The sequence below is a fragment of the Tolypothrix sp. VBCCA 56010 genome (assembly GCF_050875635.1).
Classification (GTDB): domain Bacteria; phylum Cyanobacteriota; class Cyanobacteriia; order Cyanobacteriales; family Nostocaceae; genus Hassallia.
In genome coordinates, this window is the sequence record NZ_JBPAOH010000171.1 from 1 (window position 1) to 15,920 (window position 15,920).

The following is a 15,920-nucleotide window of genomic DNA, read 5'->3' on the forward strand; positions in this document are numbered from 1 at the left end:
AAACAACGCCCTTTGGCTCATCAACAACACTCACACACAAATATTAAGGTTTAAAACAATGTTGAAGAATTTTGCTTTCGGTATCTTAGCTGCTGCTTTAGCTATTGCTCCTGGTGCAGCATTTGCCGGTCAATCTCAAAGCAACGTGCAAGGTACCACACAAGAAGGTACTGCAATCAATGGTAGCACCAACGCTCAAAGCTCCACAAGCAGCAACCGCCAACAACAAATTCAAAACGCACAGAAAAAAGCTGGTGGATACCGTGGCAGCTACTACAAGCCCCGCTACCCCAAAGCTAACACAAACCAATCTCAAGGCTCTAGACAAGGTACACACCAAAGCGGTGCTGCGATTGACGGTTCTGTGAATGCTCAAGATAGCACAACCCGCAACAACCAAAGCCAAAGTGTTCGCGGTCGCTAATCGCGGAAATTGAGTTATCAGGCGTTGCATTCATTGAAGGAATCAGCCAAATTATTCTGCTTCTAGAGCAACGCCTGCTGGAAATCACTAAGAAATTTCAAATCGGATTCAAAAATATGTTGAAGAAAACTTACGCTTTTAGTCTTTTAGCCGCAGCAATGATTATAGCACCATCTGCTGCCTTCGCAGGCGATTCAGGTACTCGCCAAGAGCTTAATCAAAGTGCTACTTCGATTAACAACAGTCGAGTCGATCAAAAAGCTAGCCAAACAAGCTTTCAGTTACGCACCAATGGAGCAGGTTCTCGCTACGGCAACAAATACTGCCCAGGAAACCAGCAATCACAACGCTCAAATCAGCGTATTGACCAAAATGGTGTAGCGATCAATGATAGCGTTGTCAGCCAACGTGCCGACCAAACAAACTTGCAACGTCAAGTTGGCGCCGCTCAACGGTACTGCCGCTAAAGCACTTGTGTTATCAGCTTAGTCCGTCAGTTTGGAACTTCAAATGCTGTGGCTGCTGACTAAACCCTTGATTAATTCAACTACCACGAGAAAGGCGTTGTAAAATAATTAATTCTTGCAACGCTCAAATTGCTTTTAAGTCGAATTAGTCTGGAGAGCGATCGTGTGGTGTGGTGCTGACAGCTTTTTAACAGGGGTATTACCGATTTGCTAGCTTGCGAAGCAGAAAAAAAAATCGGTTTTTTCTATTAGGAGAGTGATTAAGTTATGTTTCCCAAACAAACAGTTTCATTACTAGCAGTCTTGTCTGCGCTAATTGCATTACCAAGTGGAATTGCCAGAGCCGGTGACATTTTCGTTCAAACTGATAACGTTCAAGTCTCGGTTGGCAATGACAGCGGTATCCGGATTAACAACACTCCCACACACACGTTCAAGTCTCCCCGTTGGCTTTCTGCACCGATCGCATCACCTCGCGGCATTGTCACAGCAGGTAACACCATAGTTGAAACTGACGACGTTATGGTCGATGTTGATGACTACGACGACGACGACGATATCAGGGTTAACACAATTCCCAGAAGAACTATTATTCGCACTCCAGCGCGGATTTATCGACCAAATAATGTTCGGACTTACGGAATTTGGAAAAACCCCCGCTCAACTCCGTCTATGAAATGTAATGGCAGAAATATAACTCGCCAAAGCATTCAAAGCCATAGTTCCGGCAGATCGGTTAATCGCAGTTATAGTTCGACTACAACAACAACTTGTCAATAGTTCACGTTTTGTTTATTTCGATTAGGATACAACCATGAATTTCAAATTACTTTCTCTCGGTGTTTTCTCAGTTGTAAGTGTATCTCCTTTCTTGATGCCTTCGTTTACTCCTAAAGCTGCGGCTGGGTGTGTTGCAGTTGATGTGGCAGCGCAAGTAGCGGTTGACGGTTCCAGAACACGTTCGCAATCGAATAATGTTAACCAACGCTTTGACCCAAATTGCAGTGGTGGCAGTGTCACCAGCGTCGGCAACCAAGTTTGTGTTTCTACCAAGTGCGAACAAAGACGGACAAGCAATCAGTCTGTTAGTGGAAACGGCGGATACAACACTGGTGGTCGAAATATTAACATTAAAGTAAATCCTCGAGTGCATGTATACAACCGAGCTGCTGACCCCAACTTTCTTAACAAGAAATAAATTAGCCCAATATTTATAAGTTGGGTGTAACGATTTTCATCGTTTGAAATTCCCCTCCGGGGGAATTTTGCCATAATTACTTTCTTAACATCACTTTGGGGAGTTTCCGGAATTGAGCAGTTGGGTTTAAGCTCATAAAACCTTCTGGTAAGCGGGAAACGAGCGTCCATGCGCGGGCTGAGAGGTAAGCGACTTAAGCGGTTTTAACCGCAGTCAATATTAATTGCACTGGATGAGTTATAATACCACTATGACTCAACCCATCTCTGTTAAATGCAAGCTTATAGTACTCCCTGACTTTCGTGGCGAAATTGACCGCACGATGGAGGGGTTCGCCGATGCTTGTAATCAGATTTTGGAGGTAGCAAGAAAAGAGAATTGCTGGAATACTACCAAGCTTCACCATAAGGTTTATAAACCTGTGCGTGAGGCGACGGGATTGAAAGCTAATCACGTTTGTCAGGCTATCCGGCGAGTTATTGGTAATGCTAAAGCAGTTAAACAAATCCACAGGTTTAGACCTACCTCTATTGGTTTGGATGTTCGCACCTTTATTTATAAGGAAGAAACCCAATCGGTAGGGGTGACATTGATGTGTGGACGAGTTGAATTTAAGTTGTCCATTGGTGGTTATCAAATTGCACTGCTTAGGGGTCAAACTCCGACTAGTGCAACGCTGAATAAAACCAAACATGGGGACTACTTTATCAACTTCGTTGTTGATATCCCGACTCAACCCACTGGCAAGACTCCCAAGGTAATTGGGGTCGATCTCGGAAGACGTGATATTGTGCGATTCGTTGACTAGAAACCAGTCCATAAGGATTTGGGGGATTAGTCGCAAGGTTAATTATAGTACCTTGACAACTTGATAGACATGAAGGTGAGAGCAAGTAACCTAGAAAACTCAAGTCCTTCCCTACAAGTGCAGTGGTGAAAGCACTTCCCCTACGGTAGCGACTAGCCATCAATCCGTAAAGCAGGGATGAAAGGAGGTAAAGCTAACAGCCTAAGTTGGTTCCCTTCGAGCAAGAACCCATGAGTAAAGCTTTGAAGACACGTTAAAACATCGTCAGTCTGTAACCAGCGGAATAAGGCTTATACGCTGGAGCCAAAAGGCAAAGGATAGGGAGACGGCAGTGATGTCCTGACCGTTTTGCACCTCCCATAAACCCGGTGTACAGTGTCACTCTAAAGGTTCAACCAATGTCTATCAGGAACGAAGTAACCTCTCGTATGCTCTCAGGGCGGTCGATTCCCTGAGTAAGTGCTAACTGGATGCTGCGAGTAGGAAAGATTGAGTCAGAAGCGAACGCCTTGGGTAATTCCAAGGATATGCAGACGGACTCACGGTGAAATGGAAAGATAGAGGTTCAAGTCGTAATGAATACGTCAAATGCACGGGGATTTTCCCCGATGATTGAATGGAAGATAATACTTTGGCGCAAGCTAGAGCGTAAGGTCTTTAAGTTACAAAAGCGCATCTATCAAGCCTCTCAACGTGGTGATGTGAAATTAGTTCGTGGACTCCAGAAGATATTGATGAAGTCCTGGTCAGCAAGAGCTTTATCGGTTCGTAGAGTTTCCCAGGATAACCAGGGGAAAAAGACGGCAGGTGTGGATGGGCAAAAAAGCCTGACCCCAAAGCAACGCATTGACCTAATAGGTTTAATGAAACTGGGTTCCAAAGTCAGCCCAACCCGGAGAGTATGGATTCCCAAGCCGGGAACGGAAGAGAAGCGACCTTTGGGCATACCTACAATGAAAGACCGAGCCTTACAAGCGCTGGTCAAACTGGCATTAGAGCCAGAATGGGAAGCGCGATTTGAACCTAATTCATACGGGTTTAGAGCCGGACGCTCATGCCATGATGCAATAGAGGCAATTTTTACAAGCATTCATTGCAAATCAAAATTTGTATTAGATGCTGATATTGCCAAATGTTTTGACCGCATCGACCATGAAGCACTGCTCAATAAATTGAATACATTCCCCACCATGCGCCGTCAAATACGAGCCTGGTTAAAAGCGGGAGTGATGGACAACATGCAGTACTTCGATACATCTGAGGGAACGCCACAGGGTGGGGTCATCTCCCCGCTACTAGCTAATATTGCCCTCCACGGAATGGAAGAACGAGTGAAACAATACGCCGAAACCCTGCCCACAAGAGGAGGGTTCGGAAAAAGGGATAATCGAAAAGCCCTCAATTTCATCCGTTATGCCGATGACTTCGTAGTTCTTCACGAAGATAGAACCGTTGTCCAAAGATGTAAGGAAATTATTTCCGAATGGTTAAAAGGCATGGGACTGGAATTGAAGCAAAGTAAAACAAGGTTTGCCCACACTCTCAATCAGTGTGAGCAAGAACAACCAGGATTCAACTTCCTTGGTTTCAGTATACGTCAGTTCCCAGTAGGAAAATACCACACAGGTAAAACCTCAAGAGGAAATAAACCACTAGGCTTCAAGACCATCATCACCCCAAGCAAAGATAAGCAAAAAGTACATTACGACAAAATAGCAGTGGTAATTGATGCCCATAAAACAGCACCGCAAGCGGCGCTTATCAGTCGAATAAACCCCATTATCAGGGGTTGGGCAAAATACTACTCAACCGTAATAAGTAGTGAGGCATATTCTGATGTAGATAACCTCACTTTTTTAAAGCTTATCGCCTGGGCAAAGCGCCGACACCCAAACAAATCAGTGGGATGGGTTGTAAAGAAATACTGGCAAACAGTAGGAGGCGCAAACTGGGTATTCGCAACCAGGTCAGAGGGTAAAAACCCAATGCGGTTACTAAAACATAGCGCCACTGAAATCAAGCGCCATGTGAAAGTTAAAGGCGACTCGTCACCATACGACGGAAACCTAGTATATTGGAGTACAAGAATGGGAAATAACCCTGAAATGCCAAAGAGAGTATCAACTCTTCTCAAAGCACAAAAAGGGAAATGCGCCCACTGCAAACTACATTTCCGCGAAAGCGATGTTATGGAAGTTGACCATAAAATCCCCAAATCGAAAGGTGGAAAGGATTCTTATGATAATTGGCAACTCTTACATAGGCATTGCCACGATACAAAGACTGCCAGCGATGGTAGTTCCGGTACAAAATCTGGCTGTAATAGTGTCAAACCTAAGCCCACTAAAAGACTTGAGAAAGTCGCGGACAAATGGGTAATGAGGTATGCGTGACAAGCACCATATCACCGAGGAGCGGAATGAAGGGAAACTTTCACGTTCCGTTTTGGAGACCAGCGGGACTGGTGACAGTCTCGCTGAGTTTAATGCCACCACTTCCACAGGTAATTCGTGGAGTGGTAAACAGATTCAAAACGTTCGTGACCGTTATAGCAAAGTCAGGGCTAACGTTCAATCCAAACGCACTCGGTCTAGTCGTAGACTTTTGAGAAGGCTTTCTGGGAGGGAACGGAGGTTTCAAGAATGGTTGAATCACAATATTTCTAAACAGCTTGTCGAGTCTGCAAAACAGAATAACTCGGCATTGGCTTTTGAGGATTTGACTAATATTAGACAGTCGCTCAATACTAAACCTAGAAGTAAAATTGAACGTCGTAGAACTAATAACTGGACGTTTTATCAGCTGCGTTTGTTTGTTGGGTATAAAGCAAATATTGCTGGGATACCAGTTGTTTTTGTGCCACCTGCCTATACCAGTCAAACTTGTTCCCGATGCGGACATATTCACCCAGTTAAAGGTAAATCTTATCGCAACGGAAAGGTTTTTAAGTGCGGGCATTGTGGATTTGAACATGATGCTGATATTAATGCGGCTAATAACATTGCCGCTTTGGGGATGTCTGTAAGCCATCCTGAAAGTCCGGGGATGAGTTGTCAATTAGAGGGACAATTGTCTCTCTTCCCGATGACTCAAATCTAGGCTAAAGCCCCGTCTATGAGTGAGCGGGGTATGCTTACACTATATAGTCAGGGGAGTTAATATAATGATGAAAAAAATTCTCATGGTTTTGGCAGGCAGCGTCGTTTGTGTCATGGCGACGACGTTTCTAGTTCAAAACTTAACTCAAAGCAACCAAAATCAAAATACTTTTCTGAGGTCAGACAACACTAGTATTAACTCAGACAGTACAAGTGTTAACTCAGCTAACAATAATGACGATGATGATATGCAAGATGGAACTTTTATGAACCAACAAAACGATCAATCATCTCAGTATCAACGAAGCACTCTCAATGTGGATGCAGCCAGTCTTAGTCAACCTCATATTCTCAGCATTAATAGCTCTGCAACTCAATTGAGAGGTGAGATTCTTGTTGATGGTAAAGTGGTGAAAAAACTGAACAAGAACAGTTCTGAGGTTAATCTCTCACCTTATCTATCGATGGGGCAACACAATGTTGAAATTACTGCGCGTTATTCTCCGCCAACCTCTGGGGTGAATGTACAAATAAACGGTCCCGGCACAAATGTCGCTCAACAAAATAGCGGTGATGGTGCTTTGAATTACAAAATTGATGTTAACGTGCAATAGCGCGAATCAAGTTTTGTTTAAACAACAGAGATGAGAAAATTTCTCGCCAAGCCAAATCCAAGTGAAGCAAGTGGCGTTCAAAAGTCCAGAGTCCAGAATAAATCTTGACTTTTGACTTTTTTCGTAATAAGAAAGAGGTAATCGCAAAACAGCCCTTGCAAATTCCAAGACAAGCCCTAATTGCAGACGTTGAGCTTTGTATCCAGTTAGCGGTTAATTCATCAGTGCAGCAAGCAAAGTTCTGATCGCGACTTCCAATTCTTCAGTCACTCGATAAAGATTAATTGCTTGTTCAATACTTTGTTTTTGTGTATTTCCAGCATTTTTCAATTGAATAGACCACAAATTTAGTAAACTGGAGAGGCAGCAAAAATACTCATAGTTATGCCGGCTCCGTACTCAACTGATGTAAACGAACGCAGTCTCCCCCTGATTTACGATGCCTGAAACCTTAATTATTACGTCAGTTTTCAAAACTTTGTGATCTACTGATATTGTTCATTTGTAGATTTGTTATAGATACTGTTTAAAAGCAGCTATATCTGTACTAGTTATGCATATTAGTATCGCAGACGACATAAAAAAGAGATTTCACGCAGCCTGTGCTATTCATGGGTTGAAGATGAGCCAAGTGATAACTGAGCTAGTTGAGCAATGGCTAGAAACTAATGAAACAGCTTTAGTGAGTCAGGATTCGAGTAAACGTAATTAAGATCCAAGTCCAATGTGTGTAGTTAATTCTCGAAGAATTGGGTTAGTCAAACAGAATTTTGGTAAATCATTATGTGGTCTTGGTTAAAAGAGTTTTTAGGACTTAGAGAAGATTCTGCTTTTTTAAAGAAAGTATCAGTAAGTCTTCCTTTTGGGATTGGTTCTGCTGAGTGGGAAACAGACCCCGCAGAACGTAAGGCAGCATGGTCACTTTATGTTGAACTGGTAACACGCATTGCTGTGCAACCTTTGGAGGTTGACACCGGACTTGTACGTGAGGCTTTGAACTCTTTGTATAGCTTGTTTGGGATCACACGCCAAGTCCTCAAAGAAGCCGGTCCAAATGTGGGTGCATCTCGTGAGTCAGTAGGCGGGATTGCGATCGCAGTCCTGAATAATGGTCTGCGTCCCTTCCTTGCTAAGTGGCATCCACTGTTACAAACTTGGGAAGCCCAGCGCCCACCTCACCTGAGTCCAAAAGAGCATGAGCGTAATTGGTCTGAAGAATCAAAGTTGCGTGCTGAGTTGGAATCGCTAAGAAGAGATTTGGAAAAGTATGCCAATGCGTTAGCAATTATTGTAGGTGTAAACAAGTAGTAAAGAAAAGCTGAGGTATAATTATGTCCGGGTCTAAGGTGTTTATTTGTCATAACAGTAAAGACAAGCCAGTGGTAAAAGATATTGAAAAGAAGCTACGCCAACAAGGACTTGAAACTTGGATGGATGAGAAGCATATCCAGGGGTTTGAGGATTGGAAGAAATATATAACACAGAATATTATTAAGATGGATGCTATTGCTGTATTCCTTGGTTCCTCAGGATTTGGAGAGTGGCAAAAGGATGAAATAAGAACCATTTACGACGAAATCTCTCGGCGTAAAGAGGAGGAACTACCCCAGCTTCGCGTAGGATTGGTAATACTAAAAAACTGCCGACCAGAATTACGAAAGATTCAGGAAGCGTACCACAATTCACCGCAAGGGTGGTTATTTGATTATCAAACGGTTGATTTGCGTAAACCTGACTTTTCAATAAGAAAACTAGTTGTAGCTATAACAGGAGAGCCGTGGCAGGGAAATGACTCTAATAATTTTCTCAATCACAATGTAGACTACACCCAACTCCAGACCTCGCTAGCAAAACAGAAATGGAAAGAAGCAGATAAAGAAACTTTAACTATCATGCTTAAAGCAACTGGTAGAAGAAGAGAAGGCTGGCTAGATTATCCATCTATCGAAAACTTTCCCTCACCAATCTTAAACAAGATTGACCAACTTTGGATAGAACACAGCGATGGGCACTTTGGCTTTAGTGCGCAAAAGCGCATCTGGGAAAGCGTTAGTAAAAACCCCAAACAGTTTGGCGAACTCGTCGGATGGGGATACGAAGGGTGGTGGTTGTTTGGAGGGTGGTACAAGTACTCTGACGTATGTTTTGACATATTATCAGCACCGGAAGGGCATCTCCCGATTGTTTTAAGAAAGAAGAGAGTTGGAGTAATTGTTCCAGAAGTGAGAAATATGATGAGAAATTGGCGGAACCCAAGACAAATTAGCGCCCAGCAATGGCAAAATCTCGGATCTACAGTAGAAAATCAATTAGTTGAAGAAGTCATTGATGGGATTATGAACCTTTTTGATTCTGACTCCCTTTTAGAATTCGACTCCTCCCGAATGGAAACTCTTTTCTCTCACATTGTTGGCGTATCGCAAACCACTTAAGTACGGAAAAACTGTTGATTCATTATCGTCAGGCAACAGAAGCAATAAAACGCAGCCATTACCAAATAATTTGGTTATTAGCGACGGGAAAAACACCTCAAGAGGTGGCGCAAGTAACAGGATATACAACTTGTTAGTGAGCAAATCTCCGCCGATGATGCTTGGGGTTGGTTTGCTCACTGTGGTCTATTCATCTGAAAACCGCTGTAAGTCCTCACTACGAGCTTATCAACGTTATCTGACCGGAATTGCATAAATCAAGCCTATGATTAAGTAGTTCTAGTTGCTTGTAACTGATTTTCTAGATTTGCCCGCAAGCGCAAGTCTGCCACTGACCAAATCCAAAACTTGTTAGAAGCATCGGCAAAATCATCATGTTTATGGGTAACGATCGCATCTAATTCTTGATAACTAGCACAAGCTAATTCTACAGCAGATTCAAAATCTCGAAGCGGCGAGGAGCGTGCTTGTTGTAAAATTGTCCGATCGACACAGCAAATCTGAATTTTCTCTTCTAACCAATCAACTACTATTTCTGCTATTTTAGTACTCCGAAAACGACTTGCATAATCGTAAATTTTCTGCCAACCAACATCTGTTACATACATTTGTATTGACGGGTGTACTCTATCCAATAGTTCCCTGACGTTTCCGACAAATTCGGTGCGATTAATCAAAGCTTCTAAAATTAAATCAGCATCAACTAAAATCCTGATCACTTTAACCCCCCAGAAGAGCTGAAAATTGTGTGTGAAGACGCAGATACCATTTTTTTGGTATTATTTACACTTATTTTTGCTAATTTACAAATGACTGCGAAATACTGACGTAAGCCAAGCAAAAAGAAGCAATAATTAAACCGCATTAACTGAAAAGGCAATATCTAATTTTTAGATGTACATACTTGTATAAGAATATTTCTGATTTGATTTGACTTAATCCTATTGGCAAAAAAGAGATGCTTGGTAAATAAAAACAAGTTTTCTTAGCGATTATGGCAAAAATTACAGCTTGAGTACGGTAAATTGAAATGACGACTGATAATTTTTGTAGTTCCTAGCTAATAGATGTATATCCAAAGACATAGAGGATGAATAAATTTGTGATTTTCTCATTTTAATTTTCTTAGATTCACATAGATAAACAAAGTGAAAATAGGCATAATTTTTCCGAAAAAAGAAGAATTAGCATAATACTAAGATGAATTGTTAATATAATCACTTTTGACACACTATCACAATAGTTGTAAATATTAGTTCCGCTTTTATTAGGGAAATAAGTTTATTTATTGGACTTAAGCAGCAGATAATATAGTTGTCCATTACTGACTGTTACGCCAGCGCGATCGCCTGCCACTTTCCCAGTACCTAAAAAATAATCCACCCTTCCCGCACCTTTAATCGCACCGCCGGTATCTTGATCGAGAACGTAACGACTGACAACTCGATGCTCGATTTCACCGCTACCCTTGACAAAGGGAAAAGGAGCGCGAATCAACGCTAAAGCACCAGGAGGCATGATAGATTTGTCTGTAGCAATTGAACGCTCTGGAGAAAGTGCCACTTGGATAGAACCTTGTGCTGCTGCACCGTAATTTTCTTTAAAAAACACAAAGCTGGGATCGCGGGGAATATAGACATTTAAAGCTTGTGGATGCTTGTGAAAATAGTTGAGGATAATTGGCATTGTCATCCCCTCTAGGGGTAATATTCCATCATTTGCTAATTCTCGTCCGATGCTTTTGTAGTTGTAAGCTGTATTACCGGCATACCCTACAGTGGTTTGCTCCCCATCGGTCAGCTGAAGTTTGGCAGATCCTTGGATTTGAATCATATATGGTTCTAAGCGATCGCGAAACCAAAACAACTCTAAACCCCGCAACTTACCATTTGATGCTTGCAAACCATCAATTCCTTCAAGTTCCGCTCGTGTAGGATGAGGTTTAGACCAAGATTCGATATCAGCAGGCAATTTATAAATCGGATAGCGATACTCACCCGTAGGAATGCGACTTGCAGCATAAAGTGGCTCATAGTAAGCTGTAAACAAAACGGAACCTTTGTTGTCTTTACCGATTGACTGATAAAGAACAAATTCGCGCTCAATAGCTGCATGAAGTTCTGTAGCGGATTTAGATAGAAGCAGCAGTTTCTTGAATCTTTGCAGACTTTTGCTGACGCGATCGCGTGTAATTCCCGGCACTTGATAGTTTTTGTAAGCAGCATCAGCATTACTAGTTTGCAAATATCCCAAACTGCGATCGATAGCTTGTATTAGTATCTTTTTATCTGGTAATTGGGTGTTTTCACCTGTAAATAAAACTTGATCCAAACAAGAGGTATCACCCTCACAACAAGCAACCGACGACCTTTCAACAAGTACTGTGGATGCTTGATTTTTGCTTTTCAACGACACTGGTAGATCCCACTTTTTAACTTGACATTCTGGTGGACTGAGTTCCCGCTGTCCAAAACTTTGCATACGTAATAAAAGTATTAATAGAACCACGGGTATACTGATGATGAATGGAAGAGTCTTTTTCATCTAGTGGATATGTCAAATAAGAAGGAAATTTTTAATTCCCTAGTCGCGTTACTTAGAAAACTACTGTTTTTCATTTGACCCCATAACTCACTTTTTAGATGAAAAAGCGTTGATTTTCGGTTTCTGCCAAAAATCACTTTTATGTAACCAAGCTGAAAAATCTCTCTAAGTGAGGGTAGCGATGTCTACGACGGGCTACGCCTACGCGCTTTTTTCAGCTTTGGTGTATTTATATGATGAGGTTGGGAGATTTATGCAAGTTCCGGAAAAATTCGTTACATTTTTTAACTTGGGCTATGCGAAGAAATATAGCAATTCTCCTTTCATGGTGAATAAGAGCGTATTTGTAGGGACAATTCATGAATTGTCCCTACATTCGCTGTGATAATGTATTGTACAGAACTCTTGACCGCTATAATGAAGTGAAAACCCCTGCACCTGTCCTTTGTTCGGATAGATGCAGGGGTTGCGTGTTTATAGCGTAAGTTAGTAAGTGCTTCACAAGCATTTACTAAGTTGTTAACAAGATGTTGTCGTTATGGAACTGTAAGTGCGGTTAACCGAAGTACCAGATCTGTTGCTTTGAGTGCTTTGCTGGGTTATTTTTCTGCCATTACAAATATTTGGCGTCGATCGAGAATTTTTCCAAACGCTGTAACGCTGGTTACGATTTGGTAGAACACGTATCCTTGAGGTGGGTACGCGACGACTAGGAACGATAATTGTTTGTTTGGGAGTCGAGTTAATTATTGTAGTGCCGTCTTCACTAACTCTGACTCTCATGTTGCCGGTCTGAACGTCAATGTCCTCTGCTGTGGCAATACCTGCTGGTAATACCATCAAAGCAGAGACTGCTAATAATGAAAGTGTTTGTTTGATAATCATGGCTTTATGACTCTATTAGTAGAAAAGACTGATTTTTTTCTGCTTTGTTCGCAAGCAAATCAGCAAAACTTTAGGTATGGTAGTAAAAATTACTCAATACGCGATTTTTTGCCCGAAGTCTATTCATTCATATTGCGGTAGGTTGCTACTGCTGAAGGCGATACCCGGTTTAAGTATCGGAAGATCCAGTATTTAAAGATGGTATCTAAAATTACTGGAAATGTGGCAATAAATAAGAAAATGAAATCGTGATTTCCTGGTAGTCCCCAATGGCGCGATACACCCTCTAGAATCACTTCCCATCCATGAGGTGAGTGAAATCCGACAAAAATATCGGTAAACAAAATGATAATAAATGCTTTGGCACTATCACTCAGACCATATACTATATTATCGAAGAAATCTTTGATTACGGCAATGGAGGGTTTACTCACCAGCAATAGCCAGATAACAGCAACAACCGAGCAAAGGTCAGCAAAAACATTTTTAATCGCATTCGAGCTTTCGGCACGAAATTCTTCGGCAATCTCCGTAGCTTTTTCTTTTACGTGGTTTTCCATCTCCTCAGGAGATAAAGGGGTTAATCTGCCGATGAGAATGTCGAACTTTGTTCTCTCTTCAAATTTTTCTAGTGCTTCGAGTGCTTCTTCTTCCATTTCATAGTTGATGAAGATTCCGGTTTGCTCGGAACTTCTAAAACTATCAACAATTGGTCCGACAACTAATGTTTTTGAGAGCTGATGAGTCAGAATTGGTATTATAATTAATAGTAAAAAAAATCTGATAGATATAATTGTTCTTCTTTGAGCTTGACGAAAGTTTTTAACAACATCTTCTTCTGAGCGAGGATCTAATTCAACTTGTAAACGAGTGACAGTACTTAAAATCGAACGAGGCAATATTCCGGTTGAATTTGCCTTACCTCGTGCTTTTTTATCCCAGCCTTTGCTTGATAACTTTGCTGATAATGGTGCGGGTGCAATGTCTGGTGCGATCGCTGAATCTAGTGGAATAATTTCCGGCTTGGGTTGGGTAACTAAATCTGAAGAAGTTGTTTCGTAATCAAAATTGGTGTATTTTGCGATAACTTGATCGATAAATCTCAGCTTTTCTAAAATTGTCGCCGGATTAGCATATTCTATCCCTGCTTTAATCGCAGCTTTTTGATTGGATTCACTGAGAAAAAAACGGCTACCTTTAAACTCTGTCAACCGCATCCGAGCAATTCTTAATTGCTTTTTCAAATCTGACTCAAAATAATCCATCATGCTACTGGTGTACTTAGATGAATTAACGTCTATTTTTTTACCATCAAAATATTCGTCTTCTATAGCCTTAATCTGTAACGCCGCTTTGTAAGCTTGATCTAGAGAACGTTCTGCTGTCAGTAAGTACCATCGGTAAGCAGCTAGCAGAAAATTGTATATTTTTTGGCTAAAAACAGAAATTTTCATCGTCGGCAATCATCCAGCACTTTTTGGTGATTATTAACCTTAAGTTAACGCATAAGCTATAATCAGAGATTAAGTTCGGAGATGGTTTGTGGTTTCTGATTCACTTTGGATTGTAGGCGCTAGCCGCAGTGGTAAGACTGCTCGCTTGGTGAAGCAGTTCTGTAGTTGGGTACAAACGGAAAATCCAAACCCTGAATTATTTTATACTAAAAATTCTCAGAAAAAAGATTTACGCCGACAAAAACACCCGTATCTTCAGCAAACAGAACCAGCAGTTTTAGTGTTTGCCGCCAATGACGATAATCGGCGACAGTTGGCAGATAGAATTGTTACATCAACTCAGGGAAAATATCCAGTTCGTGCGAAGACGATCTTGGGTTTTTTTCAGGATGAGATTATTTTATTTTGGCCCCTATTAATTCAATCTTTACACTTAAAGGCTCAATTTCCGGTAAGATTACGTCCAGAGACTGAGCAAGAATTGGCAACCTTACTTTGGCGATCGCGCTTGGATGAAGACTTTCTTCAAGCTTTGGGAGGTTCGGAGTATCGCGGTGTGCGTCGCATCCTCGACTTATTGCAATTAGCGGCTTATAGTGGCGTAGCGTGCGAAGATATTAGCCAAATTTTGACAAAAGCTATATTACCGCAAGAAAATACGGTAAATTTAGATCCGCAATTGTTAGGCACTTTGCTTTTAGATTGGCGTAACTGGTGTTTGGAAAGGGGATTGTTGACTTATGGAATTATCACCGAACTTTGGTGTCAACATTTGTTAAGCGATCGCCTTTATCAACAGCGCTTAATAAAACGTTATCAGGCAGTATTGGCAGATGACGTAGATGAGTATCCAGGTGTAGCACGTCGTTTGTTTGACTTTTTGTTAGATCAAGGTGCTGTAGGAGCTTTTACTTACAATCCTGATGGTGCAGTGCGTTGGGGATTGGGAGCAGATCCGAAATATTTAGAAGAGTTAGCAAGGCGTTGTCGAGTAGAAATTTTAAATCAACCAGCAGAAAACAGCCTTGCAGATACGCTTTCCGCGCCGATGGTGGAATTAGTCACTCAATCGATCATGCTTTCCAGTTTACCAGAAGTAGTGCGATCGATTCAAACAACTTCCCGCGCCCAACTGTTGCGGCTAACAGCAGAAGAAATTGTCAAAGCAATCAAATCAAAAGAAGTCGAAGCGGATCAAGTTGCAATAATTGCACCTGGTTTAGATGCGATCGCTCGTTATACCCTAGTAGAAATCCTCAGCAAACAAGGAATATTCTTAGAATCGCTTAACGACCAACGCCCCTTGATTGCTTCACCGGTCATCCGTGCCTTACTTACACTCATGGCACTAGTTTATCCTGATTTGGGACGCTTGGTAGACCGAGACGCCGTAGCGGAGATGCTGGTTGTTTTGAGTAAAGGATATAGCGAAGGGGGAGAGGGGGAGAGGGGGAGACAAGGAGAGGGGGAGACAAGGAGACAAGGAGAAAGGGAAGATGAATTATTTCCTTCTTTGTCTGCTAGTCATTATATTGACCCAGTAAGAGCGGGATTAATAGCAGATTACTGCTTTGTGCCGCATCTCGATCGCCCGAATTTGCTTGCTGTTACCGCCTTCGATCGCTGGGATAGAATCGGCTATGCAGCGACAAAAGCGTATACTGAGATATTAGAGTGGATAGAACAACAGCGATCGCAACAAGAATTACGACTTATCCCCAGTCCGATTTCCTTATTAGATAGAGCAATTCAACGCTTTTTGTGGAATGGTAGCAACCTTCCCTACGAGCAATTAGCCGCACTGCGGGAATTACTGGAAACCGCCCAACATTACTGGGAAATTGATACCAGACTCCGACAAACCCCATTAGGAGACATGGGGATGGAGGGACAAGGGGGACAGGGAGACAGGGAGACAAGGAGACAAGGAGAATTTTTGAATAATACTCCCCAAGTCGTCCCCCCCTCCCCCCCTCTCCCCATCCCCCCCTCTCCC

16 protein-coding genes are annotated in these 15,920 nt (G+C 42.0%); 12 read left to right on the forward strand and 4 right to left on the reverse strand.

Translation table 11 applies throughout. From position 1 onward, the window contains the following. The 11 genes from AABK37_RS35180 to AABK37_RS35230 all read left to right on the forward strand — a co-directional run. Nucleotides 1–424: hypothetical protein (locus AABK37_RS35180; RefSeq protein ID WP_432556097.1), on the forward strand; the 424-nt coding region annotated here is incomplete at its 5' end. A gap of 116 nt (nucleotides 425–540) precedes the next feature. After that, a complete protein-coding gene (locus AABK37_RS35185) occupies nucleotides 541–891 on the forward strand; it encodes a hypothetical protein (RefSeq protein WP_432556098.1) in 351 nt (116 codons plus the stop codon). 267 nt (nucleotides 892–1,158) lie between these two features. Next, on the forward strand, nucleotides 1,159–1,671 hold the full coding sequence (locus AABK37_RS35190; RefSeq protein WP_432556099.1) for a hypothetical protein: 513 nt from the start codon (nucleotides 1,159–1,161) through the stop codon (nucleotides 1,669–1,671). A 34-nt stretch (nucleotides 1,672–1,705) separates the two neighbouring features. Beyond that, on the forward strand, nucleotides 1,706–2,089 hold the full coding sequence (locus AABK37_RS35195) for a hypothetical protein (RefSeq protein WP_432556100.1): 384 nt from the start codon (nucleotides 1,706–1,708) through the stop codon (nucleotides 2,087–2,089). A gap of 250 nt (nucleotides 2,090–2,339) precedes the next feature. Then, nucleotides 2,340–2,897 carry a hypothetical protein gene (locus AABK37_RS35200; protein ID WP_432556101.1) on the forward strand — a complete coding sequence of 186 codons (558 nt, stop codon included), beginning with the start codon at nucleotides 2,340–2,342 and terminating at the stop codon, nucleotides 2,895–2,897. 575 nt (nucleotides 2,898–3,472) lie between these two features. After that, nucleotides 3,473–5,290 (forward strand): group II intron reverse transcriptase/maturase, encoded by a 1,818-nt coding sequence (ltrA, locus tag AABK37_RS35205; protein ID WP_432556102.1) that lies wholly within the window; start codon nucleotides 3,473–3,475, stop codon nucleotides 5,288–5,290. After that, nucleotides 5,283–5,996, forward strand: a complete 714-nt coding sequence (locus tag AABK37_RS35210; protein WP_432556103.1) for an RNA-guided endonuclease InsQ/TnpB family protein — start codon at nucleotides 5,283–5,285, stop codon at nucleotides 5,994–5,996. The genes ltrA and AABK37_RS35210 overlap by 8 nt, the downstream gene beginning before the upstream one ends. 64 nt (nucleotides 5,997–6,060) lie before the next feature. After that, nucleotides 6,061–6,609, forward strand: a complete 549-nt coding sequence (locus AABK37_RS35215; RefSeq protein WP_432556104.1) for a hypothetical protein — start codon at nucleotides 6,061–6,063, stop codon at nucleotides 6,607–6,609. A 553-nt stretch (nucleotides 6,610–7,162) separates the two neighbouring features. After that, entirely contained in the window at nucleotides 7,163–7,321 is a 159-nt protein-coding gene (locus AABK37_RS35220) for a plasmid partition protein ParG (protein WP_432556105.1), read from the forward strand. A gap of 71 nt (nucleotides 7,322–7,392) precedes the next feature. Then, the gene (locus AABK37_RS35225; RefSeq protein WP_432556106.1) at nucleotides 7,393–7,917 is read left to right on the forward strand and encodes a hypothetical protein; all 525 of its coding nucleotides are present in this window, start codon (nucleotides 7,393–7,395) and stop codon (nucleotides 7,915–7,917) included. A 23-nt stretch (nucleotides 7,918–7,940) separates the two neighbouring features. Beyond that, on the forward strand, nucleotides 7,941–9,041 hold the full coding sequence (locus AABK37_RS35230; protein ID WP_432556107.1) for a GUN4 domain-containing protein: 1,101 nt from the start codon (nucleotides 7,941–7,943) through the stop codon (nucleotides 9,039–9,041). A gap of 269 nt (nucleotides 9,042–9,310) precedes the next feature. Here AABK37_RS35230 and AABK37_RS35235 read toward each other — a convergent pair whose 3' ends face one another. The 4 genes from AABK37_RS35235 to AABK37_RS35250 all read right to left on the reverse strand — a co-directional run bounded on the left by AABK37_RS35235 (nucleotide 9,311) and on the right by AABK37_RS35250 (nucleotide 13,924). Further along, entirely contained in the window at nucleotides 9,311–9,760 is a 450-nt protein-coding gene (locus AABK37_RS35235; RefSeq protein WP_432556108.1) for a PIN domain-containing protein, read from the reverse strand. A 562-nt stretch (nucleotides 9,761–10,322) separates the two neighbouring features. Beyond that, the gene (gene mltA / locus AABK37_RS35240) at nucleotides 10,323–11,585 is read right to left on the reverse strand and encodes a murein transglycosylase A (protein WP_432556109.1); all 1,263 of its coding nucleotides are present in this window, start codon (nucleotides 11,583–11,585) and stop codon (nucleotides 10,323–10,325) included. Nucleotides 11,586–12,104: 519 nt separating this feature from the next. After that, on the reverse strand, nucleotides 12,105–12,470 hold the full coding sequence (locus AABK37_RS35245) for a hypothetical protein (RefSeq protein ID WP_432556110.1): 366 nt from the start codon (nucleotides 12,468–12,470) through the stop codon (nucleotides 12,105–12,107). A gap of 119 nt (nucleotides 12,471–12,589) precedes the next feature. After that, nucleotides 12,590–13,924 carry a proton extrusion protein PcxA gene (locus tag AABK37_RS35250; protein WP_432556111.1) on the reverse strand — a complete coding sequence of 445 codons (1,335 nt, stop codon included), beginning with the start codon at nucleotides 13,922–13,924 and terminating at the stop codon, nucleotides 12,590–12,592. Nucleotides 13,925–14,012: 88 nt separating this feature from the next. Between AABK37_RS35250 and AABK37_RS35255 the strand changes: the two genes are divergently transcribed. Beyond that, a partial coding sequence (locus AABK37_RS35255; RefSeq protein ID WP_432556112.1) for a recombinase family protein occupies nucleotides 14,013–15,920 on the forward strand: 1,908 nt, incomplete at its 3' end.